This is a genomic window from Hymenobacter metallilatus, assembly GCF_003944705.1.
Classification (GTDB): domain Bacteria; phylum Bacteroidota; class Bacteroidia; order Cytophagales; family Hymenobacteraceae; genus Hymenobacter; species Hymenobacter metallilatus.
Genome location: NZ_RWIS01000009.1, coordinates 128,501 through 151,064, shown reverse-complemented (window position 1 = coordinate 151,064; position 22,564 = coordinate 128,501). Strand labels below are relative to the sequence as shown.

General features: G+C 61.2%; 16 protein-coding genes. 13 read left to right on the top strand and 3 right to left on the bottom strand.

The annotated features are described in order from the left end of the window. Positions 1-351: 351 nt before the first annotated feature. From EI290_RS14185 to EI290_RS14175, 3 genes are all read left to right on the top strand, one after another. Entirely contained in the window at positions 352-1,686 is a 1,335-nt protein-coding gene (locus EI290_RS14185; RefSeq protein WP_125431621.1) for a hypothetical protein, read from the top strand. 35 nt (positions 1,687-1,721) lie between these two features. Beyond that, the gene (locus EI290_RS14180) at positions 1,722-2,279 is read left to right on the top strand and encodes a hypothetical protein (protein ID WP_148103645.1); all 558 of its coding nucleotides are present in this window, start codon (positions 1,722-1,724) and stop codon (positions 2,277-2,279) included. A gap of 302 nt (positions 2,280-2,581) precedes the next feature. After that, a complete protein-coding gene (locus EI290_RS14175) occupies positions 2,582-4,474 on the top strand; it encodes a hypothetical protein (protein WP_125431615.1) in 1,893 nt (630 codons plus the stop codon). Positions 4,475-4,499: 25 nt separating this feature from the next. Here EI290_RS14175 and EI290_RS14170 read toward each other — a convergent pair whose 3' ends face one another. Further along, positions 4,500-5,285, bottom strand: coding sequence for an SDR family oxidoreductase (locus EI290_RS14170; protein ID WP_125431612.1), 786 nt, complete (start codon positions 5,283-5,285; stop codon positions 4,500-4,502). A 164-nt stretch (positions 5,286-5,449) separates the two neighbouring features. On the opposite strand from EI290_RS14170, the gene EI290_RS14165 reads away from it, so the two are divergent. From EI290_RS14165 to EI290_RS14125, 9 genes are all read left to right on the top strand, one after another. Beyond that, positions 5,450-5,986 carry a 3-hydroxyanthranilate 3,4-dioxygenase gene (locus EI290_RS14165; protein WP_125431609.1) on the top strand — a complete coding sequence of 179 codons (537 nt, stop codon included), beginning with the start codon at positions 5,450-5,452 and terminating at the stop codon, positions 5,984-5,986. Positions 5,987-6,007: 21 nt separating this feature from the next. After that, complete coding sequence (locus tag EI290_RS14160; RefSeq protein ID WP_125431606.1) at positions 6,008-7,336, top strand: glycosyltransferase family 39 protein; 1,329 nt, start codon at positions 6,008-6,010, stop codon at positions 7,334-7,336. A 73-nt stretch (positions 7,337-7,409) separates the two neighbouring features. Beyond that, positions 7,410-8,765, top strand: coding sequence for a hypothetical protein (locus tag EI290_RS14155; RefSeq protein WP_125431603.1), 1,356 nt, complete (start codon positions 7,410-7,412; stop codon positions 8,763-8,765). Positions 8,766-8,802: 37 nt separating this feature from the next. Next, positions 8,803-9,810 (top strand): amidohydrolase family protein, encoded by a 1,008-nt coding sequence (locus tag EI290_RS14150; RefSeq protein ID WP_125431600.1) that lies wholly within the window; start codon positions 8,803-8,805, stop codon positions 9,808-9,810. Positions 9,811-9,841: 31 nt separating this feature from the next. Then, a complete protein-coding gene (locus tag EI290_RS14145) occupies positions 9,842-10,399 on the top strand; it encodes a hypothetical protein (protein WP_125431597.1) in 558 nt (185 codons plus the stop codon). 45 nt (positions 10,400-10,444) lie between these two features. Beyond that, positions 10,445-11,755: a hypothetical protein gene (locus EI290_RS14140; RefSeq protein ID WP_125431594.1), complete on the top strand. Its 1,311-nt coding sequence runs from the start codon at positions 10,445-10,447 to the stop codon at positions 11,753-11,755. 122 nt (positions 11,756-11,877) lie between these two features. After that, entirely contained in the window at positions 11,878-13,161 is a 1,284-nt protein-coding gene (gene kynU, locus EI290_RS14135) for a kynureninase (protein ID WP_125431591.1), read from the top strand. Positions 13,162-13,271: 110 nt separating this feature from the next. Then, entirely contained in the window at positions 13,272-13,946 is a 675-nt protein-coding gene (locus tag EI290_RS14130; protein WP_125431588.1) for a hypothetical protein, read from the top strand. A 13-nt stretch (positions 13,947-13,959) separates the two neighbouring features. Continuing rightward, complete coding sequence (locus tag EI290_RS14125) at positions 13,960-14,568, top strand: alpha-ketoglutarate-dependent dioxygenase AlkB family protein (protein ID WP_125431585.1); 609 nt, start codon at positions 13,960-13,962, stop codon at positions 14,566-14,568. A 157-nt stretch (positions 14,569-14,725) separates the two neighbouring features. Here EI290_RS14125 and EI290_RS14120 read toward each other — a convergent pair whose 3' ends face one another. Further along, the gene (locus EI290_RS14120; RefSeq protein WP_125431583.1) at positions 14,726-17,491 is read right to left on the bottom strand and encodes a TonB-dependent receptor; all 2,766 of its coding nucleotides are present in this window, start codon (positions 17,489-17,491) and stop codon (positions 14,726-14,728) included. Positions 17,492-17,799: 308 nt separating this feature from the next. Beyond that, positions 17,800-20,424, bottom strand: a complete 2,625-nt coding sequence (locus EI290_RS14115) for a TonB-dependent receptor (protein WP_125431580.1) — start codon at positions 20,422-20,424, stop codon at positions 17,800-17,802. A gap of 640 nt (positions 20,425-21,064) precedes the next feature. Between EI290_RS14115 and EI290_RS14110 the strand changes: the two genes are divergently transcribed. Further along, complete coding sequence (locus EI290_RS14110; protein WP_125431577.1) at positions 21,065-22,462, top strand: FAD-dependent oxidoreductase; 1,398 nt, start codon at positions 21,065-21,067, stop codon at positions 22,460-22,462. Positions 22,463-22,564 lie beyond the last annotated feature (102 nt).

Below are 22,564 nucleotides of genomic sequence, written 5' to 3'. Positions count from 1 at the left end.
TAGAACGTCATTTCGAGCCTGCGAGGAATCTCGCTCGGCTGACGTTGCGCCTCACGGGACCCCTTCGGGGCCGGCCCCTCTCCGGAAAAGGAGAGGGGGAGCCGAACGATAGAATGGTGCAGATACGCGCCATTTTACGTCTCCTCATTGAACGGCCCGGCAAGGCACAGTATTAACAAATTCAACACGCGCCGAGACGCAAGATATTGCGTCTCTACAATGGTTCGGCTTCCCTTCTCCTTTTCCGGAGAGGGGGCCGGCCCCGAAGGGGTCCCGTGAGGCGCAACGTCTGCGCCGCTCGAAAACATTCTACTCCGAAACCGCCAATCCAACCCCCTAGCTCTATACCTCGTGGCCGAATTTCTTTCCTCTTTCTGGCCGCGTGAGCGGCGCATCTGGTGGCAGCTGGGTGCGGGGCTGGCGTTCTGGCTGCAGGTGCGGCTGTTCACCGATTTGCGCGGGCATTACGGGCCGTTCTGGAGCCCGGTGTGGTTTTATTTGGCCTCGGTGCTGCTGTGCGGGTGCGCCCTTATGGCCCAGCTGAACCGGCCCGCGCCTCTGGCCGCACCCCTGGAGGGCCGGCGGCTGCTGGGCTCCTGGGCGGCGGCTATTCTGGGTGGGGTGGCGGTGCTTTACGCCCAGGCCCCGGTCATTCAGGGCAACCCCATCGACGTGCGGGCCTCCGACATCATCCCGATTCTGCAAAATTACGTGGAGCGGTTCCGGAGTGGGGAGGTGGTGTACCGCTACCTCACCAACCTGCCCTACCCGCTGTTTCCGAATCACCTGCCGTTGCAGTGGCTGCCCTACGTGCTGGCCGATAAGCTGGGCCTGGATTACCGCTGGTGGGCGCTGGGTATCCTGCTGATGGTAGGTTTCGGAGCCTACCTGGCTTTTCTGAACACCCAGCGGCTGCGGCTGGTAGTGTTTGCCGGGGCGGCTATTTTGCCCTGGCTGGTGCTGCGCCGCATGGTTACGGCCGACTACTGGCTGTTTGCTCACACCGTGGAGCCTACCATCATTGCGTACTACTGCCTGCTGGCGGCGTCCATCTTCTCCCGCTCGGCGCTGGTGCAGGCGGGGGCGCTGGTGCTGTGCCTGTTGTCGCGCTACTCGGTGGTATTCTGGGTGCCGCTGTTTCTGTGGCTGCTGTGGCGGGAGCGGGGGCGCTGGCACGCCGGGGCGGTAGCCGGCCTCACGGCCCTGGGCATCGTGCTGCTGTACGTGGTGCCGTTTCTGTCCAAGGACTGGACCATCTTCACACACGCCCTGAGCGAGTACAAAATTGCCACCCTGGGCGAGTGGGGCCGCACCGACTCGCCCGAGGGCCGGCCGCCCCAGCTGTTCGGCGGGCTGGGGTTTGCCGCCTACTTCTACACCTACCTGGGCGGCGACTTGTCGGCGCGCATCGGGTGGCTGCAGCGGGTACACGTGCTGGCTTCGGTGGGGGCGGTGCTGCTGAGCGCCGGAGCCTACTGGCAACTGCGCCACCGCCTCGATTACCGGGTGCTGGCTCTGGTTTCCCTGGGGTTCTACCTGAGCACGTTCTACGTCTTCATCCAGATTCCCTACGCCTACCTCACCTCGCTCACGCTCTTCATATCGGTGTTTGTGCTGGCCGTGGCCTGGCGCACCGACGCCGCTTCAGCAGCGGAGCGCACAGCAGTGCGGGCGCCGGTGGAGTAGGGGCGTACGTTGTTGATATCCTACCTATTGTCCGAGTGATGCACCTGAACAACCTGGCCGGCCCGCTGGCCGCCGCGAGTCTGCTAGTCCTGAGCGCCTGCACCTCCGCCCCCGAAACCGCCACCCCCGACGCCCGCTACTTCACTACCAACGACTTCGAGTCGGTGGTGGGCTGGGAGACGGAGGGCTTGAGCATTACGGACGAGCACGCTCACTCCGGCCGCCTGGCCGTGCGCGTGAACCAGGACCGGGAATACGGCCACACCTACGACCGGGCCTTGAGTCAGCTGAGCCCGCGCGCCATTTCGGCCATTGAGGCCGAGGGTTGGGTATACCTGTCCGGGCCGGGCTCCACGGGGGCGCTGGTGGTACAGGTGGTGCAGGGCAGCGGGGCCGGGTTCAAGGTGCTCTACTCCCAGCAGCTCAACCTCACCGACCGGGTGAAGGATTACGGCTCCTGGCAGCCGGTGCAGTGGAAAGCCCCCCTCACGGCCAACCTTCCCGCCGATGCCCACCTGCGCTTCTTCCTCTGGCGCAACAACGCCACCGAGCCCCTCTACCTCGACGACATCCGCCTGCGCATTGCCGAGTAAGTAATTTGGGTTGCGGATTAGAGCTAGCAACTAGTTCCCCTCCTTGGAAAGGAGGGGCTAAGGGTGGTTGATTCGTAGAACAAACACTAGTTTCTAGTTCTAAAAACCGTTCTAACATCCATCAACCACCCCTAGCCCCTCCTTTCCAAGGAGGGGAACTAGTTGCTAGCTCTAATCCGCAACTTGCGCCGAGTAACCCAGGCACTCTGATTCATCTGACGTTCCGCTGCGCTCAGCTAAACGGACAAGTCATGCAGCAGACAACTTCAACTCCGAACCTTCCTTTCCCCTAGCTTAACCATATGCAGCCGGCTGAACCTCTTTTGCTTTCCGCCCCCGCGCCCCGGCGCTGGTACTCGCTGGTGGCACTGCTGCTGCTGGCGGTACTGATGGTGCAGGCCCGGCTGCTGGCCCCCTATTGGGATACCCGCAATGTGCAGGCCATCCTTACCTGGGATGCCATGGGCTACTACCTCTACCTGCCCGCCAAGTTCATTTACCACGACGTGCGCTACCTGCGCTTCGTGCCCGACATTATGCGCGAGTACGGGCCTTCCAGCAGCTTCTATCAGGCGTTTCCAGCTCCCGGCCTCACCGATGGCACGTTGGTGATGAAGTACCCGATTGGAGTGGCCGTGCTGGAGTTTCCATTTTTCTGGCTGGGGCACTGGGCGGCCGCGCTGCTGGGCTACCCGCAGGATGGGTTTTCGGCACCTTACCAGGTGGCCATTGCCTTCGGCGGAATTGCCTACGGGGTGCTGGGGCTGGCGGTGCTGCGCAAGGTGCTGCTGAGCTTTTTTTCGGATGCCGTAGCGGCCCTCACGCTGGGGCTGGTGGTGCTGGGCACCAACTACTTCCAGTACGCCGTGTTCGATGCGGCCATGTCGCACACCTACGGGTTTACCTTGTACGCGCTGCTGCTTTGGTGCACGGTGCGCTGGCACCGGCGGCCGGCCCTGGGCTGGGCGGCGGGCATCGGGCTGGCGCTGGGCCTGCTGGTGCTCACGCGCCCCTCCGAGGCCGTAGCCGTGCTGCTGCCTCTGCTCTGGGGCATTGATTCGGGGGCGGCGCTGCGGGCGAAAGGCCAGCTGCTGCGGCGGCGCTGGCTTGATGTGCTGGTACTGGCCGCCTGCGGGGCCGTGGCACTGCTGCCCCAGCTGCTGTACTGGCACGCCCTCACGGGCTCTTTCATCGTGTACAGCTACCAGGAGCAGGGCTTTTCGTTTCTGCACCCGCACCTGCGCGAGGTGCTCATCAGCTTCAAGAAAGGTTGGCTGGTGTACACGCCCCTGATGCTGCTGCTGCCGCTGGGGCTGGCGGCCCTGTTTCGGCAGAACCGCGGGATGGCCCTGACCGTGCTGGCGTACGGAGCGGCCACGCTCTGGGTGGTGGCGGCCTGGGACATCTGGTGGTACGGGGGCAGTTTCGGGCAGCGGGCCATGGTGTCGTCGTACGCGGCCCTGAGTTTGCCGCTGGCGGCCCTGCTGGCCTGGTGCTGGGTACCGGGCTGGCGGCGCGTGGTGGGCCTCTGGGTGCTGCTGCCGCTGCTGGTGGGCCTCCTCGACCTCAACCTGTTTCAGCACTGGCAGTACATGTACGGCATCATTCACCCCGAGGAAATGACCCGGCCCTACTACGAGGCCGTGTTCAGCAAAGCCCGCCTCACCCAGGATGACTACGCCTTGCTCGACGTACCCACCCGCATCGGGCAGGTAACCACCCACTTTAGCCGCCGCACCCTGGCCGTGCTCGATTTCGAGGGCCAGCCCCCGGCCGACGATACCGGCATCAGTCGGGAGCGGGGCAGCAGCAGCGGGCAGTCGGCGCGCATTGGGGGCGGTAAGCAGTTCAGCCCGCCACTGGTAGTAACGGTGGGGGCGGCCGGCTTGCAACCCGGCAGCTGGGTGCGGGCCTCGGGGCAAGTGTATTCCGACTGGGGTGCTTGGAACGACCAGCTGGTGCTGGCCGTGGAGCGCCAGGGCAAATCGGTGCAATACCACGCCGTGCGCCTCCAGAACAACGGCTGCGTCAACAAAGCCTGGAACGACATCTGGTTCGATGTGCCCCTGGCCGCCGTGCAGCCCACCGACGAGCTGCGGGTGTACGGCCTCAGCAACAACGGCTCCGTGGCCTTCCTCGACAACCTGCGCCTAGAGCTGCTCACCCCCCAACCCACGGCTGGCGTCGGGCATTGAGGCGAACCGTCTACTCAACTAAACCCTACAAATTCCCCGTCCGGCCGCCATCCACCGGAATGTTAATGCCGGTGATGTAGGCGGCGGCTTCGGAGGCCAGGAAGGCCACGGCGGCGGCTACTTCCGCAGCCTGCCCGAAGCGGCCGGCCGGGATAAGCCGGAGCATGGCCGCTTCCACCTGTTCGGTGGTCTGGCCGGTTTGGGCGGTTTTCTTCTCGATGAGGGAGGTGTGGCGTTGCGTGACGGTGGCCCCGGGCAGCACGTTGTTCACCGTAATACCGTCGGCGGCCAGCTCGTTGGCCAGGGTTTTGGCCCAGTTGGCCACCGCCGCCCGAATGGTGTTGCTCACGCCCAATCCCGGCAGCGGCTGCTTTACGGAGGTACTGATGACGTTGATAATGCGGCCCCGGCCCCGGGCCTTCATGCCCGGCACCACGGCTTGGGCCAGCAGGTGGTTGCACACCAGATGCTGCTCAAACGCCGCTCGAAAGGCCTCCACCGGTGCCTCCAGGATAGGTCCACCGGCCGGTCCGCCGGTATTGTTCACCAGCACATCGAAGCCCACGGGATGCTCACTTAGGTAAGCCTGCACCTGCTGGCGAAGCACGTCGGGCTGGCTGAAATCGGCCACGATGAAGTCGTGGGGCTGGTTGGTGGGCGTAGGCAGGGCGGCGGCCGTTTCGCGCAGGGCAGCTTCGTTGCGGGCCAGCAGCGTAACGGTGGCGCCGCGGCGGGCCAGTTCCTCGGCCACGGCCCGGCCAATGCCCTGGGTACTGCCGCCCACCAGGGCGCGTTGGGAAAGAAAATCCATCTGGGAAAATGAGTGAGTGGGTAGGTCGTTGAATTGGTGTGCAGTAGCCGCAAAGTACGCGGGAACCGGGTAGGCCGCCGCTCGTCTGCGTCTGGAAATCGGGCAAACGCCTACATTCGTACTTTACACCCATCCACCCGTTCAACCATCCAACAATCTATCCTATGCCCGTTGCCCGTCCGTTCAATTTTCAGCAGTGGATTGATGACCACCGCCACTTGCTCAAGCCGCCAGTAGGCAACCAGCAGGTGTTCAAGGATAATAAGGACTTCATTGTGATGGTGGTGGGTGGTCCCAATGCCCGCAAAGACTACCACGTGGACGAGGGCGAGGAGCTGTTTTTGCAGCTGGAAGGCGACATGGTGGTGAAGATTATCGAAGACGGTCAGCCCGTCGACATCGAAATCAAGCAGGGCAGTATGTTTTTGCTGCCGGCCGGCGTGCCTCACTCCCCGCGCCGGCCGGCCGGTACTGTGGGCCTGGTGCTGGAGCGCTACCGTACCCCCGGCGAACTGGACGGCTTTCAGTGGTACTGCGAAAACTGCGGGCATAAGTTGCACGAGGAATTCGCCGAAATTACCGACATCGTGGCCCAGCTGCCCCCCATTATGAACCGCTTCTGGGCCTCCGATGCGCTACGTACCTGCCAGGTGTGCGGTACCTACATGCAGGCTCCTGCGCCGGTTACGCCGGCCCCGTAACAAGCTGATAGTGCTGCCTGCGTGAAGTCCTTATTGGTTTTTCTGTTTACCGCGTTTCTGCTCATCCTGGCCACTTTCAACGATAAGCGCTGGAAGCCCCTGGAAGTATTTGATAACGACCAGGGAGGGTACTACGTGTACCTGCCCTCAGTGCTGCTATACCAGGATGCCGGCCGGGCCGATTCGCTGCTGCGCATTCAGCAAACCTACCGGCCGGGCCCCGAGCCCTACATGGGCCTGCTGAAGTTGCCCAACGGCAACACCATCTCTAAATACCCGCTGGGCGTAGCCCTGGCTGAGCTACCCTGGTTTGCGGGGGCCCACACCTGGGCCCGCCTGCGCGGCCTGCCCACCGACGGCTTCTCGCGCCCCTACCAGCAGGCTATTATGCTGGCTGGCCTGTTTCATGGGCTGCTGGGACTGTGGCTGTTGCGTCGGCTGCTGCAACGCTACTTTTCGCCAGAAGATGCGGCCGTGGCCTGGGCCCTGGCCGCCATTGGCCTCGGTACCAACTGGTTCACCTACGCCAGCTACGAAAGTCCCATGGCCCACAGCCTGCTGTTTTTATGGCACGTGGGGCTGGTGTGGGCCACGGGCGCCTGGTACGAAACCCGCAGCATCCGGTGGGCAGCCGTACTGGGCCTGATGCTGGGCCTGGCTATGCTGGCCCGGCCCACCGAGGCCCTGTACGTGCTGGTGCCGGTAGGGTGGGGGCTGGCTACCCAGGGCGGCCCACGCGGCTGGTTTACCTGGCTGCTGGGCCGGCCCCGGCAGGTGCTGCTGGCCGGCGCCATTGTGCTGGCCGTGGTGGTGTGGCAGCCCGTGTTCTGGCACGCCGTGAGCGGGCAGTGGTGGCTGGATACCTACCAGGGCGAGGGGTTCGATTTCCGGCACCCGCACGTGCTGGAAGGGCTGTTCAGCTTCAAAAAAGGCTGGCTGCTGTACACGCCCCTGGCCGGCCTGGCTTTGTTGGGTATGGCGTGGCTACCGCCCCGTCTGCGCGGCGGGGCCGGGGCCCTGCTGCTCACGCTGCCGGTGGTGCTGTACGTTACGTTTAGCTGGCGCGAGTGGTGGTATGGGGGCAGCTTTGGCTGCCGGCCTCTGATCAGCCTGTATCCGCTGCTGGCCTTGGGGGTAGCAGCCCTGGTGGCAGCCTCGGCGGCCTGGAAGCAGCCGGCCCGCCTGGCCGTGCGGATGGTGCTGGTACTGGGTATTGTGCTGAACCTGTGGCAAACCTACCAGTACGCCGCCGGCGTCATTCATTGGGATAGTATGACGGCCGACCGGTACCGCCGGGGCTTTTTTATTGGGTCTCTGAAAAAGCTGCCCCCCGATTTGCGCGTACCCTAGCCCGGTGCCGGCGGGGCCGCCCGGGTAGGGCCAGCTTGGAGAGGTGCGCCGGGCTCCCGTTATTGCAGTCCTTATGATTCGTATCCAACGAGTGTACCAGTGGCTGGTTCAGGGCTCACATACCAGCTACGTATGGCTTTTTGTGAGCATTATTACCCTGGTTTTTCTGCTGAAAGACGAGAAGTGGAACAGCAACCGGGTGTTCACCAGTGACCCCGCCGGCTACTACATGTATCTGCCCTCGGGCCTATTGCTCGACGACCTGGGCGACGGGAGCTGGACCAGCGCCGCCCGTCGGGAATACCGCCCCAATGTGGATCCGCAGTGGGAGTTTGTGCCCTTGCCCAATGGCCGCAAGGTGTTCAAGTTTCCAATGGGCATGGCCGTGGCCTATTCGCCCTTTTTCTTCACGGCCAATATAGCCTACAAGCTGGAAGGCCGCCCGGTTACCAACGGCTACGAGCGGGCTTATCAGTACCTGATATCGGTGGGGTGTATGCTCTACGTGCTGCTGGGCCTGTGGCTGCTCGGCAAGGAGCTGCGCCGCTACTTCGACGACCACGTGGCGGCCTTCACTCTGCTTATTATTGGGCTGGGCACCAACCTGCTTACCTATGCTACCGCCGAAGGGTTGATGGCGCACGGTACCTTATTTATGCTGAATGTACTGCTGTTGCGGGCTACCCGGCGCTGGTACGAGCGGCCCTCGGCGGCCGTAGCGGCGGGCCTGGGCCTGCTGGGTGGACTAATGCTCCTGATCCGGCCCTCGGAGCTGATGCTGCTGGTTGGGGTGCCGGTGTTCTGGGGCCTTACTAGCTGGGGTGCCCTGCAGGAGCGGCTGCGCTTCTGGCGGCAGCACTGGGGCCAGTGCCTGCTGGCGGCCGGGCTGGCCCTGCTGGTAAGCGGGATGCAGTTTGTGTTCTGGCGGGTGGTGGGCTTGCAGTGGCTGGTTCCTTTCTACCCCGGCGAAACTTTCCACTTCGACGACCCCCACATTCTGCTGGGGTTCTTCAGCTTCCGCAAGGGCTGGCTGATTTATTCGCCCCTGTTTGTGCTCAGCTTCATTGGTATTGTGTGGGTGCGGCGCTGGGCGCCCAAAGCGCTGCCGCTGTTGCTGGGGCTGGTGCCTATTTATACCTACGTCACGTTCTGCTGGCACCAGTGGGAGTATGGCGGCAGCTACGGCGGCCGCCCCATGATTAGTTTGTACCCTATTCTGGCCTTCGGCATGGCGGCCTTCTGGCAGCGGTGGCTGGCCCGGGAGGCCCGGCTGGGCTGGCGGCCGGCCCCGCTGGTGCTGCTGGCCGGTGGCTTGCTGATAGTGGGCCTGATTCAGAATTACCAGTACACCATCGGCCTCATCAACTGCTGCGAGATGGACTGGGAAACGTACCGCAAATACTTCCTGCTGCTGCAATGGCCCTCCTGAGCTGCTGACGTCCCGGCTTCCACCTCCTGTTCTCTCCATGCTCACCATCGACATTCATACGCACATCCTGCCCGAGCGGTGGCCCGATTTGCGGGAGCGGTACGGCTACGGCGGGTTCATTCGGCTGGACCACCACCGGCCCTGTTGCGCCCGCATGATGCAGGACGACAAGTTTTTCCGGGAGGTGCAGGATAACTGCTGGGACCCGGCCGTGCGCCTGCGTGAGTACGACCAGTTTGGGGCCCAGGTGCAGGTGCTCAGCACCGTGCCCGTCATGTTCAGCTACTGGGCCAAGCCCCTGGATACGCTCGACCTCAGCCAGCTGCTCAACGACCACCTAGCCGGTGTGGTGCAGCGCTACCCCACGCGCTTCGTGGGGCTGGGTACGCTGCCTATGCAGGCCCCCGACCTGGCCGTGCAGGAGCTGGAGCGCTGCCGCCGCATTGGGCTGGCCGGCGTCCAGATTGGTTCCCACGTCAACGACTGGAACCTGAGCGAGCCGGCCCTGTTTCCGGTATTTCAGGCGGCCGAGGAGCTGGGCATGTGCGTGTTTGTGCACCCCTGGGATATGATGGGCCAGCAACAGATGCCCGAATACTGGCTGCCCTGGCTGGTAGGGATGCCCGCCGAAAGCAGCCGGGCCTTGTGCAGCCTCATCTTCGGGGGCGTGCTGGAGCGCCTGCCCCGGCTGCGGGTGGCCGTGGCCCACGGGGGCGGTTCGTTTGCCAGTACCATCGGCCGCATCGAGCACGGCTGGCAGGTGCGCCCCGACCTCTGCGCCGTGGACAACCCCCGCAACCCCCGCGAGTACCTGGGCCGCTTCTGGGTTGATTCGTTGGTGCACGACCCGCTGATGCTGGATTACCTACTGAAAACCCTGGGCCCCGACAAAATCACGCTGGGCACCGACTACCCCTTTCCGCTGGGCGAGCTGGAGCCCGGCCAGCTGATTCGGTCTATGCCCTGGGCCGAGGAACTCAAAACCCAGGTGCTGGGTCAGAACGCCCTGGACTGGCTAGGGTTATCGGCGGAAGTATTCCGGTAAGCGGTATGGTATCATGTTTTTACGTAGTGTCTTGGTGTTTTATTTAAGTCGTTATCCGGCGCGGGCAGGCTGGGCCGCGGGCCTGCTGGCGGGGCTGCTGCTGGCCGGCTGCGGCCCCGCTCCCTCCGACAGCTGCGTGCTGCTACAGTCCGATTTTGAGCAGTTTGAGGGCTGGGCCCACCCCTTGCCACCCTTCCTCAGCACCGAGCAGGCCCACTCCGGCCGCTACTCCTACCGGCTGGTGGAGGGCACCGATTTTGGGAGCAAGTTTCAGCAGCCCCTGGGCATCAGCTGCGCCTTTGTGCCGCGCAAGCTGCGCCTGAGCGGGTGGGTGTACCTGCCCAGCGGCCGTATCGGCTCCACCAAGCTGGTGGTGGAAATCAACTGCCAGGGCCGCCGCAAAAACGTGTGGGAGTGCCTGGAAGTGCAGGAGGTGGTGAAGCGCTACGGCAAGTGGGAGTACGTGCAGAAAATCATCCGCCTGCCCCCCGACCTGGAGCCCTCCGACATCCTGCAGCTGTACGTGTGGCACGTAGAGGCCGGCGACCCTACCTGGTTCGATGACCTCCGGCTGGAAGGCTGGCGCTAAACTCCCGGTGTTTTCCTCTGGCCCCCTTACCCCGATTTTCAATCCATGCCCGCTTCTCCGGCTTTAGCTCCCCTTGCTCCCCGGCCCTGGTACCAGAATGCGGCCGGCGTGGTGGCCCTGCATCTGCTGCTACTGGCGGCCCTCACCTCGGCCCTGTATGCCTTCGGCCTCATCCGCTACCTGCCCGCCGACGATACCCTGCTGCGCTGGGACGTGCTCTGGTACGACCAGATTCGGCAGGGCGGGTACCAATATTCGCCCGATAACCTGAGCAACGCCGCCTTCTTTCCGCTGTTTCCGTACTTCTGGCGCTTTACCGGGCTGGGTCCGCTGGGCATGGGGCTGCTGAATGCCGGTATTTTTCTGGTGGCGGCCACCTGGCTGGCGCACCGGCTGCGGGTGCCGCTGCGGCTACAGCTGCTGTGGCTGTCCACGCCCTGCTTCCTGTTTATGGTGGTGCCCTACACCGAGGCGCTGTTTTTTGCCTTTGCAGCCCTGGTAGTGGCCGGGGTGCAGCGGCGGCAGCTGGTGTGGTGGCTGCTGGGGCTGCTGGGCTGCGGCCTCACCCGCTCGGCCAGCACCATGTTTACGCCGGCGTTGCTATTTATGGTGCTGCTGTGGGCCACTCAGCCCGGACAGCTGCGCCGGGCGTTGCTCTGGGGCGCTACGGGGCTGCTCACCCTGGCGCTTACGGTGGGCATGGTAGCCTATATTCAGTGGCAGCAGGTGGGCGAGCCATTTGCCTTTGCTTTGTCGCAGAAGCACTGGGGCCACTTTCTGCAATGGCCCCGCCTCTACTTCAACGACCCCTCCGGGGCCAACGTGCTCTGGCTGGATGCCACGGCCTTGTGGTGGGGGGTGGCGGCTATTGGGGCCTGCTGCTGGCTGGCGTGGCGGTGGCTGCAACAGGTGCGCGGGCGGCAGCCGCTGCCGGCCGTACCGCCCGAAGTAGTGTTTTCCCTGGGCTACTGCGTGTGCGTGTGTTTGTTCATTCTGGCGTACCAGGGCGGTAGCATGTGGAATTTCGCCCGCTACATGCTGGCTACTCCGTTTTTTCTGGTGGTGCTGAACTACGTGGCTGCTCAGCCGGCCTGGCCTTGGCGCCGCTACCTGCTGCCGGCCGGCGGTGCCCTGCTGCTCTGGCAGGTATTTGGTATCTACACCGAGGGCTTCGATGGCTTTACTACCCCTCAGGCCCTGTGGTACTTCGGACTGGTGACGGCCTACCTGCTGGTGTACGTGGCCTGGCGGCAGCTCCGCTGGCAGCGCGAAGCCACCATGCTGCTCTACGTGTTCAACCTGGTGGTTATGCTGCACCTGCTGGATGGATGGTTGCAGTTCTACGTGGTGCAATAGGTGGTGAAATGGTGAGATAGTGAGATGGTGAGTTTAACGTGCCGCTTGCTCCACCTGCGCCGTCAGAACGTCAAACTCACCATTTCACCATCTCACTCATTCCCGCTGGTATCTTTGTTCCGATGACCTTCGAACCCACCCTCGATTTTGCCCGCCGCCTTGATGCCCAGGACCCGCTGCGCGAGTTTCGCCAGCACTTCCTGATTCCGCCCGCCCCCGATGGTACCCGGGAGAGCCTGTACTTCTGCGGCAACTCGCTGGGCCTGCAGCCCCGCACCGCCCGCGCCGCCGTAGAGCGGCAGCTGCTGAACTGGCAGGAATTGGCCGTGGAAGGGCACTTTAAGGGTGAAACTCCCTGGATGCACTTTCATCAGCGCCTGCAGGAGGCCACGGCTCAGGTAGTAGGCGCCCGGCCCCTGGAGGTAGTGGTGATGAACAACCTCACCACCAACCTGCACCTGCTGCTGGTGTCGTTCTATCAGCCTACCGCCACCCGCTACAAGGTGCTCATGGAGGCCGGCGCCTTCCCCTCCGACCAGTACGCCCTCGAAAGCCAGGTGCGCCTGCATGGCCTCCGCCCCGACGACGCCATTGTGGAGCTTACGCCCCGCCCCGGTGAGCATACCCTGCGCCCCGAGGATGTGCTGGCCAAAATCGAGGAGCTGGGCGACTCGCTCTGCACCATCATCATGGGCGGTATTAACTACTACACCGGGCAGGTGTACGACATGGCCGCCATTACCCGGGCCGGTCACGCCGTGGGGGCGCAGGTCGGGTTCGACTTGGCCCACGCCGCCGGCAATATTCCCCTGCACCTGCACGACTGGGACGTGGATTTTGCCTGCTGGTGCTCCTACAAATACCTCAACTCGGGCCCCGGCGGGGTGTCGGGCGTGTTCGTGCACGAGCGGTTTGCCGACCAGCCCGAGCTGCTGCGCCTGGCCGGCTGGTGGGGCCACGACGAGCAGGAGCGGTTTAAGATGCGCAAAGGCTTCCGGCCCATGCGCGGAGCCGCCGGCTGGCAGCTCTCCAACGGTGCCATTCTCACCATGGCCGTGCACGAAGCCGCCCTGGCCGAGCACGTGGCCGCCGGCGGTATGCCGGCCCTGCGCCGCAAGAGCGAGCAACTCACGGGCTACCTGGAGTTTCTCATTCAGCGCCTCAACTTGCCCACGTCGCGCCTCGAAATCATCACGCCCCAGGACCCCGCCCAGCGCGGCTGCCAACTCTCCCTGCTGGTGCATCAGAATGGCCGTGACCTGTTCGAGCACCTCATGGCGGCCGGCGTAATTGGCGACTGGCGAGAGCCCAACGTAATTCGGCTGGCCCCAGTGCCACTCTACAACACCTTTGAGGATGTGTACCACGTGGGCGAGGTGCTGGCCGAGTGGGCGGCCCGGCAGTAGCCTTGGTGTAAAATCCGGGCCCGGGGAAGTTTTTAGCCGATATTGGTTGTTTCTTCGTACACCCTCCGGCCTTGGCCGCTTTTCTTTCTGATCTTTTTTTCTCTACGATAATGGCTGAAGACTATGCGGCTAAAATGGGCCGTAAAACCGAAGCCGAGCTGCGCGATTATGTTCTCAACCGGTATCAGTACCGGGAAGAGGCCGTGTTGGCTGCCCTCGATGAGCTTGCGTTGCGCGGTATTCCGGAGCCGGGGGCGGCTACGCTGGTGGCAGAGCTGCAGTTAAGCAAGCAGGAAACTGACCGGCGTGAGTTGGCGGAGCGGGAGCTGGAAGCCGAAAAAGAGCAAGCCCGGCGTATAGCCCGGGGCGAGGTAGGCCCTGAAATTCAGCAGAAAGCAGGCCCGGCCCTGTATTCGCCGGGGACCATCACCATTTTTTCGGTGCTTTTTAGCATGGTAGCCGGAGGAGTTTTATTGGCGCTCAATCTCCGGGCATTACGCCGTACGGGGCCGGCCTTGTTGGTCGTAGCTTTTATGCTTGCCTATTTGGCAGCCACACATTACACACTGGCCTGGCTACAGCAGGCATATGGCAACGAATACGTGTGGCTGGGCTCGGTATTCAACATCGTGGCCATTGTAATTTACAACCTGGTATTCTGGCCGCGCTACATTGGGTTGCAGGCTTACCAGAGCCGGTCCTGGGGCAGTGCCCTCTTGATATGTGGGCTTATCACGCTGGTATACCTGGCGTGGGCCCTGCGCTTTGGCATGCCTACGGTATAACCACTTGCCCCCAATGGCCCTGCTGCATCTTCCATTACCGGCCGCCGAACTGCTCCTTGACCCCAGCTTCCTGTCGCTCGTCGAAGCGGAACATTTGCTAGCCAACCTCACGGCCGCCGTGCCCTGGCGGCACGAGCCTATCCGGCTGTTCGGGCGGGAGGTGATGCAGCCCCGGCTCACGGCCTGGTACGGCGACGCTGGTGCCGCCTATGCCTACTCCGGCCTGCGCCTGGAGCCGCTGCCCTGGCTGCCGGAGTTGCAGCTGCTGCGTCGGCAGGTGGAACAGGCTACCGGTACGCCGTTCAACAGTGTGCTACTAAACCTCTACCGCTCTGGCCAGGACAGCATGGGCTACCACGCCGACGACGAGCCAGAGCTGGGCTCTGAGCCGGTTATTGCCTCTGTTACGTTAGGGGCCACCCGCCGCTTCCGCCTGAAGCCCCGCCCGGCCGCCTTCGCCGAAGCCACCGGGTTGCCCGCGCCCCTCAGCCTGCCCCTCACTTCGGGCAGCCTACTGGTAATGCGCGGCCCCACTCAGCGCAACTGGCTACATGCCTTGCCTAAAACCAGCCAACCCGTCGGTCCCCGCCTCAACCTCACGTTTCGGTGGGTGAGGGGATAAGGAAATAAGGGAAAGATTGTCATCCTTGAGTTGACGTCCGAAGCGCCAAGGACCTTTTCGCAGCAGAACGGCCGTCGTTTCAACGACGGCCGTTCTGCTGCGAAAAGGTCCTTGGCATTATTGGGGGGACGATTTACCGCATCACCCCATCACTTACTTACAAATCAAACCGCAGGCCCAGGTAGCCCAGGCGGCCAATTTGCGGGCCCCCAAATACCTGCACGTTGTTGGTGTTGAAAGCGTTGGTGACACCGGCCTGGAAGGTTGATTTCAGCTTCGGCACGGTGTAGCCCACGTAGGCATCGGTGGTGCTATAGTCGGTGATGGTGCCGGTAGCAAACGGCATTTCCTGCAAGTGGCCTTGCACCCAGCGGTAGTTCACGGTATAGCTTAGGTTGCCCGCCTGGCCGTTGGCGCCCACGTTATACTTATGCTTGGGCGTATTAAAGAACGTCTGGAAGCCGCTGGGCAGGCTGCTGCGGTCCAGCACGTTCAGCGAGTAGTTACCCGTGATGTTGAGGAAGCGGCGGAAGTAGTAGGTCAGGCCGGCCGTTACGCCCTGGGTGCGTACTTCCCGGTTATTGTTGTAGTAGGCGTACAGTACGCGGGTTGGCTTGCTCTGGTCGGTGTAGGCAGTGGAGTAGCCAGCCGAGAGTTGCTGGGGCGTAGGGCGGCTGCCATCGGTATTGCCCACAAACGTCTGTGCCCCGATGAAGTCATGATACTGGCTGCGGTAGTAGCTTACGTCGGCGTACACATTGGGCAACAGCGCGCCTTTGTAGCCGATTTCACCCGTATTCACCCGTTCCAGCTTCAGCGGGGCAATGGTGTATTCGTAGGGCTGCAGCACGGCCGGGTTCGATTGAGCCGCCGCCAGCGTCTGGGGGGAGTTGAACAAGCTCAGGTTGTAGCCCTGGAAACCGTTGCCCACGTTGCCGATGAGTACGCCCGTCCGGATGTCGTTGTAGAAATACTGTTCCGTTTGGGACGGGGAGCGGAACGCCCGGCCGTAGCTTACCCGGAAGTTGTGCTGCTTGTTCTGGCCCACGGTATACACGGCCGAAGCCCGGGGCGAAAATGCCGCCTTGAAGTTTTTGAACTCATCAACCCGGCCGGCAAAAGCCAGCTTCAGCCGCTCCTGCAACAACGTCTGCGTGAGTTGTCCGTAAGCCCCGTACTCGTGGTTTTTGAGGCGCTTACCCTCTTTGTCGGCAAACAACAGCCCGTTGGAGCCCAGCCGGTACTGCCGGTAGGCGGCTCCCACCGTTAGGTTGGTGCCCCGCTCCGACAATTGGAAGCTACGCTGCCCGCTGATGTCGTGCAGAAATGAGTTGAAATACTGCTGTGCCCCCCGGCCCGGCTGCTGGTCGTTGGCAATGGTGTTCCGCAGGGTAGCAAAACGGGGGTTGGAGGTCGGGAGCTGCACCTGATTGGCTGCCGTTTGGGCAGCAGCAAGTGCCGCATCGGCGGGTAAGCCGTTGCGCCGGGCCTGGCTGTACACGGCATTGTAGGTGCCGAAGAACTGCTGGGCGTAGCTTACCGAACCGCCTTCCGTGAGGGGCGAGTTCTGGATGAGCGTGCCCAACTGGTTGAGCTCGTAAGAATTCCCCGTAAAATCCTCCGTGGTATACAGGCGCAGGAAGCCCTTACTGCTTTTCAGCTCAGCGCGGTATTGGTTGGTACCCAATCCTTTCACCCGGAAGCGGCTGATGTTCTGATAGGTAGCCGTGCCCTCCGCGTGCTTGGCTTCTACAGTCAGCTTCAGGTCGTTGCGCAGCAGGTAGGATACGGCTCCCTGAATCCGATAGGAAGTGGTGCGGTTGTCGTCGGCTATTAGCTCCCCCTCCGAAAAGCCGGGCAGGTAGGCAGTTTTGCCGTACAGCTCGGGGTTGGTGCCACCCGGCAGCTGCTGCATTTGGTTGAAGGTGTAGCCATTGTCGCCGTAGCGGTTCACGGCGTTGTAGCCCAGCGTGGAACCCCGGGGGTTGGCCGAGCTCTGGGTGGCATCTAAATTATCGGCAATCCAGTCGTTGGCCCGAAAAGCGCTGGCATTCACCTTGATGGCCAGCTTCTCCGTCAGTTTTTTGGCGTAGCGCACCTGCCCGTCCAGCAGGTCACGCTGGCCCCCGCGCAAACGCACGCTCAGGCCCTCGTACACGAAGGGGTCTTTGGAGTTGAACAGAATAACGCCGCTTAGGGCGTTGGAACCGTACAGGGCCGAGGCCGGGCCATGAATGATTTCTATGCTCTCCATGTCCAGCTCCGGAATGCCTACCAGGTTGCCGGGGCTTAGGTTCAGGGAAGGCAGGGCAGTATCCATGTAGTCTACCAGCTGAATTACCCGCTCCGATTTGGCCGTGTTGAAGCCCCGCGTACTTACGCTGGTAAACAGCATGGAGGCCGAGCTGACGTCCAAGCCCTTCAACTGTCCCAGCCCACTCAGAATTTCCGGGTTCGGCAGCTTCTCAATCTGCTGGCTCGATACTTTCTCGATAGTTACCGGGGCCCGCAGAATGTTTTCCTCCACCCGCGAAGCCGAAACTACGGTTTCATTCAGCAGGGTTGCGCTGGGGCTCAGTCCCACGTTAATGGCCAGCTCTGGCGCCTCCAGCTTAATTTCCCGGGTATCGTAGCCCACATAAGAAAACACCAGCGTAACAGGCCCGTTCTCGAAGCTGGCATCCAGCCGGAAATTGCCCTTCTGGTCGGTGCTGGTACCTACAAAGGTGCCTTTGATAAACACGGTAGCGCCGGGCAGCGGCTCGCCCTCATCGTTGAGAACAGTGCCCGCCAAGGAGCGTTCGGCTTCGTTGACGGCTACCGGCAGATGGGCAGTAATAGTAGCAGGCAATGAGGAGCCGGCTAATGCAGGCTCCGAAGCGAGGGCTGTAAGGGCCAATGCAGCAGAATAGTAGTGATGCATGAGGATGCGAAATGCAGATAGGTACAAGAGGGCTGTAAAACTATCTACCGACGCATAGGAGAACTATAAGTTTTCGATGAAGGATGTGTAAACATGGGTTCAATAGGGAGCTATTCTGGCCTAAAGATTTCCCAAAATAAGAACGATCCTCATTTTGAGAAATAAGTAAAAAAGAACGATTTAATTGAAATCCAAAAGCTTTTCAATATCGTAGGCGGCCGGTCTTTGATCAGCCGGGTCATAAAAAAACGCCTTCGTCCCTTATTGGGACGAAGGCGTTGTATTGAACTATTTATATATTTATATTCTTATTTGACCTCCAGTTGTACACCTACATAGACTAGGCGGCCAATCTGGGGGCCACCGTACACCTGCACGTTATTGGCATTGAACAGGTTGGACGCACCTGCCTGTAGGGTCGTGCCCAACTTCACGAAGTTGTAGCCCAGGTAGGCATCCGTGGAACTGTAATCCGACAGCTGACCCACGGCGAAGGGCAGGCCATACTCGTGGCCTTGAGCCCAGCGGTAATTAAAGGCGTAGCCCAGGTGGTTCAGCACCGTGCCGTTGGCACCCACGTTGTACTTGTGCTTAGGCGTGTTGAAGTACGTCTGGAACTCGGCGTTCTGCACGTCGCTACGGTCCTGAATGTTCAGGGAGTAGTTGGCGGCAATGTTCAGGAAGGGAGCAAAGGCATAAGTCAGGCCCAAAGCGGCACCCTGGGTGCGTACTTCCTGGTTAGCGTTGGTCCACACCTGCAGCACCCGGCCCGAGGCGGCCGTTGCGGGGCGGCTACCATCGGCGTTGCCGATAAAGCGCTGGGCCCCAATAAAGTCGTTGTAGTAGTTGCGGTAGTAGTTCACGTCTACGGCTACCTTTTCGCCCAGGGCTCCCTTGTAGCCGATTTCGTAGCTGCTCAGGCGCTCCAGCTTCAAGGCCGCAATATCCACGGCCTGGCCGGTAACCAGGCTGTAGCCCTGGTAGCCGTTGTCGACGTTGCCCAGCAGCAATACCTGGCCCAGATCCAGTTTGATATACTGATCCAGTTGAGTAGGGGAGCGGAAAGCGCGGCCATAGCTGGCGCGGAAGTTATGCTGGCGCTTATCGCCGGCCGAGTACACTACGGAAGCACGGGGCGAGAAAGCCGCCTTGAAGTTCTTGAAGCCGTCCAGGCGGCCGGCCAAAGCCAGCTTCAGCCGCTCATCCAGAAACTTCTTGGTCAGTTGAGCATAACCGCCCACTTCATGGTTCTGGATCCGGCCGTCTGCGTCGGAAAACAGGTTACCGTTGGAGCCCAGGCGGAATTTGCGGTAGGCCGCTCCCACAATCAGGTCGGCGGTTTCGGCCAGGCGGAAGTTGTACTGGGCGTTGCCTTCGTTCAGCAGGGAGCTGGGGTTCAGGCGGGCTCCGCGGCCCGGGGTAGCATCGTTGATGATGGTGCTGCGCAGGTTCCGGAACGTGGCGCTGCTGGGGTCCAGCTGAATTCTTACCGCTGCATTCTGGGCCGCTATCTGGGCCTGAGCGTCGGTCTGGCCTCCCTGGCGGGCTCCGCCGTAGGTGGTCAGGTAGGTATTAAAATACTGCTGGGCGTAGGTAGTGCCGCTGCCGGTGCTGATGGGCGAGTTCTGCAAAAAGGCCCCCAGGAAGTTCAGGTCGTAGGAGTTCTTGCCATAGTCCTGAATAGACTGGCCGCGCAGAAACCACCGTTCCCCTTTGATTTCACCGTGGTACTGATTGGTACCGAAGTCTTTGAAACGGTAGCGGCTGGAGCTCTGGTAGCTGGCCGTGCCCCGATTGTAGCTGGCCCCCACCGTCATTTTGATGGAGCTGGTAAGCAGGTAGGAAACCGAGGGGTGGATTTTCAGCGACTTGGCTTTGTTATCGTCGGCCACCAGGGTTTTCTCATCGAAGCCAGGCATGAACAGGGTTTTGCCCCGCAGGTCGGCAAACGGGTAGGTAGCAGGTACCGTGAAAGGTACGTCGCCGTAGCGGTTCACGGCATCGTAGCCCAGCGTGGAGCCCTGAGCATTGTTGCGGCGCTCCACCTGGGTGCTGGTAGCCGAGTAGTTCTCGGCCAGCCAGTCGTCGGCCGTGAGGTAGGCCCCGGTGATTTTGAAGGCGAACTTCTCGCCGATTTTCTGCGCGTAGCGCAACTGCCCGTCGAAAAAGCTCCGCTCCCCGCCGCGTACCCGCAGCGTGATGCCCTCACTCACGAAGGCATCTTTGGAGTTTTGCAGCAGCACCCCGTTGAAGGCGTTGGCGCCGTACAGGGCCGAGGCCGGCCCGTGAATAATCTCAATGCTTTCAATATCCAGCTCGGGCAGGCCCGTGAGGTTACCAGCGTTTACGTTCAGGCTCGGCGACTGAGTATCGAAGTAGTCGGTCAGCTGAATCAGGCGCTCCGACTTGGCCGAGTTGAAGCCGCGCGTGCTGAGCGAGTTCATCAGCATACTAGTGCTGTTCACATCAATGCCCTTGAACTGGTTCAGGCCCACCTGCACGTCGGGTGGAGGCAGGCGCAGCACTTGCTGCGAGGTTACCTTCTCTACCGTTACAGGAGCCTGCAGAATGCCTTCCTCCACGCGGGAGGCCGAGGCAATAACCTCATTGGTTTGCGTAGGGTTGATTTTCAGCTGCACCTTCACCGAGTTGTCGGGCTGGCTGAGCGTTACGTCGCGGCTCTCGTAGCCTACAAACGAAACCGACAGCGTAACTGGACCCTCGCTAAAATCGGCCCGTAGGCTGAATTTACCGTCCCGGTCGGTGCTGGTACCGATGAAAGTACCCCGGATAAAAATAGTGGCACCCGGCATTGGCTCTCCGGTTTCGGTTTGCACCATGCCTGCTACTGCGCCCAAATCCTGCGCCATACTGACGGCCGTCTGGCAAATCAGCAGCAGGAAGAGGAATAGAAAACGGTAATGTTTTCTCATACTGGAAAAATCTAAAAATGATTGTTAACCGCCACTCTAAGAAACGGGATACAAATGTATGGTATGTATGCCGAATTAGCCAGTTTTAAAGGGTTGACACTCATGAATTTGTCGTACAACGCAAATTGTACAAATTTAGGAAAAATAGATTTTTCTATAACTCGACAATAGAATATTCTTATTATAGTCTAATACCGGATATCATCCGGTCCGTACAGAAACGGACAGTTTTCGTCCCCAATTACGTACTCACCAATCTGTAAACTGGCATTTTGGTTGGGAATAGTTCCGGGAAGCCTGTTTTTGCTGCCATACCGGTTGGCCCGTACCGGATTGGACGGAGCCGGGAAGCTGGTCAGACGAATGCGCCGGATGGGGCGACGGGCATGATGGTGACAACGATGCACAAAACCAGTGGGCAGGAGGGCTGACATGTGTGGCATCTGAATACTGTATTAGATCAATTGAATCACTTAATAGTCCAAAGTTAACAGGTGATGGAAGCGCCTCATGTGACTTCCGACTAACTACCATTCATAGCCAGTTCAACCGGTATTTTTTCTCGGTTAAAAGATGAAGGCAGAATCGGTTACATTCGCCGTTCCGCCCGTCATTCACTTTCCACCTGCTTCCGTGCCCCATGGCCGACGTTTCTTCCTCGCCTGCTTCTGCCTCTGCCCCAGAAACTCTGACTGTTATGGGTGGGGGGCTGGTGGGCTCTTTGCTGGCATTGTACTTGGCCCGGCATGGGCACGCGGTAGAGCTGTTTGAGCGCCGCCCCGACATCCGGGGAGCTGGGCCCATTGAGGGCCGCTCCATCAACCTAGCCTTATCGGACCGGGGGTGGCGGGCCCTGGAAGGCGTGGGCATTGCCGAAGCGGTGCGCGAGGTGGCCATTCCCATGCACGGCCGCATAATGCACGATACCCAGGGCGGGCTCACGTTTCAACCTTACGGGCAGGCCGGGCAATCCATCTACTCGGTGTCGAGGGCGGGCCTCAACCGCCGGATGCTGGATTTGGTGGAGCGGGAGCCGGCCATTCGGTTGTATTTCAACCAGCAGTGCCGCCGGGTAGATGTGAAGCGGCAGGAGCTGGAGCTGCTTGACACTGCCACCCAGCAGAGCCGGGTAGTATCGTATCAGCATTTGTTTGGCGTGGATGGCGCTTTCTCGGCCGTACGCAGCGCGTTGCAGCGCACCGACCGGTTCAACTATTCGCAGGAGTTTCTGGATTACGGCTATAAGGAGCTGACCATTGAAGCTGCCCCGGACGGGCAGTGGCCCATCGAGAAGAACGCCCTCCACATCTGGCCGCGTGGGCAGTACATGATGATTGCGTTGCCCAACCTCGACGGCTCCTTCAACTGTACGCTGTTCTTTCCCTACGAGGGCCCCGATTCCTTTGCCACTCTCCAGACCCCGGAGCAGGTACTGGCTTTTTTTCAGCGGGTATTTCCGGATGCCGTGCCGCTGATGCCCAACCTGCAAACCGAGTTTTTTGAGAATCCAACCAGCTCTCTGGTCACCATTCGGTGCTTTCCCTGGGCCGTGCACGACCAGGTGCTGCTGCTGGGAGATGCTGCTCATGCCATTGTGCCGTTTTATGGGCAGGGCATGAATGCCGGCTTCGAGGACTGTACTATTCTTAATGAGTTGCTGCACCGCCACGGCCCCAATTGGGCAGAGGTGTTCCGGGAGTTTGAGGCCCAACGCAAGCCTAATACCGATGCTATGGCCAACCTGGCCGTGTACAACTTTCAGGAAATGCGCGACCGGGTAGCCGACCCCCGGTTTCTGCTCCAGAAAAAGATTGAAAGCAAGCTTTCGGCCCAGTACCCCGATAAATGGCTGCCTTTGTACTCACAGGTCACGTTTTCGAGTCTGCCTTATGCGGAGGCCTGGGCCAACGGACAGGCGCAAGAAAGCATTATGCAGCGCCTGATGCCCCATATCCAGTCGGAGGAGGACTACCAGCGGCCCGAGGTGCAGCAACTGGTAGCGGCCGAAATGGCTCGCCGCCCCACCGGCCCAAGATAAAACCAGTTGTTTGGAACTGGGAAATCTGCAAGAATCTGGTACGCGAAGCTCAACCGTTGAGGCGTTCTTTCGTTTTTGTGCACCCCGGGCTGTTCTCAAAAA

What these genes read in the sequence shown, in the direction of transcription:
- EI290_RS14175 (WP_125431615.1), top strand. Translation starts at nt 2,582, where the DNA reads ATGCAGCCGGCTGAACCTCTTTTGCTTTCCGCCCCCGCGCCCCGGCGC.
- EI290_RS14170 (WP_125431612.1), bottom strand. Translation starts at nt 5,285, where the DNA reads ATGGATTTTCTTTCCCAACGCGCCCTGGTGGGCGGCAGTACCCAGGGC.
- EI290_RS14165 (WP_125431609.1), top strand. Translation starts at nt 5,450, where the DNA reads ATGCCCGTTGCCCGTCCGTTCAATTTTCAGCAGTGGATTGATGACCAC.
- EI290_RS14155 (WP_125431603.1), top strand. Translation starts at nt 7,410, where the DNA reads ATGATTCGTATCCAACGAGTGTACCAGTGGCTGGTTCAGGGCTCACAT.
- EI290_RS14150 (WP_125431600.1), top strand. Translation starts at nt 8,803, where the DNA reads ATGCTCACCATCGACATTCATACGCACATCCTGCCCGAGCGGTGGCCC.
- EI290_RS14140 (WP_125431594.1), top strand. Translation starts at nt 10,445, where the DNA reads ATGCCCGCTTCTCCGGCTTTAGCTCCCCTTGCTCCCCGGCCCTGGTAC.
- kynU (WP_125431591.1), top strand. Translation starts at nt 11,878, where the DNA reads ATGACCTTCGAACCCACCCTCGATTTTGCCCGCCGCCTTGATGCCCAG.
- EI290_RS14130 (WP_125431588.1), top strand. Translation starts at nt 13,272, where the DNA reads ATGGCTGAAGACTATGCGGCTAAAATGGGCCGTAAAACCGAAGCCGAG.
- EI290_RS14125 (WP_125431585.1), top strand. Translation starts at nt 13,960, where the DNA reads ATGGCCCTGCTGCATCTTCCATTACCGGCCGCCGAACTGCTCCTTGAC.
- EI290_RS14120 (WP_125431583.1), bottom strand. Translation starts at nt 17,491, where the DNA reads ATGCATCACTACTATTCTGCTGCATTGGCCCTTACAGCCCTCGCTTCG.
- EI290_RS14115 (WP_125431580.1), bottom strand. Translation starts at nt 20,424, where the DNA reads ATGAGAAAACATTACCGTTTTCTATTCCTCTTCCTGCTGCTGATTTGC.
- EI290_RS14110 (WP_125431577.1), top strand. Translation starts at nt 21,065, where the DNA reads ATGGCCGACGTTTCTTCCTCGCCTGCTTCTGCCTCTGCCCCAGAAACT.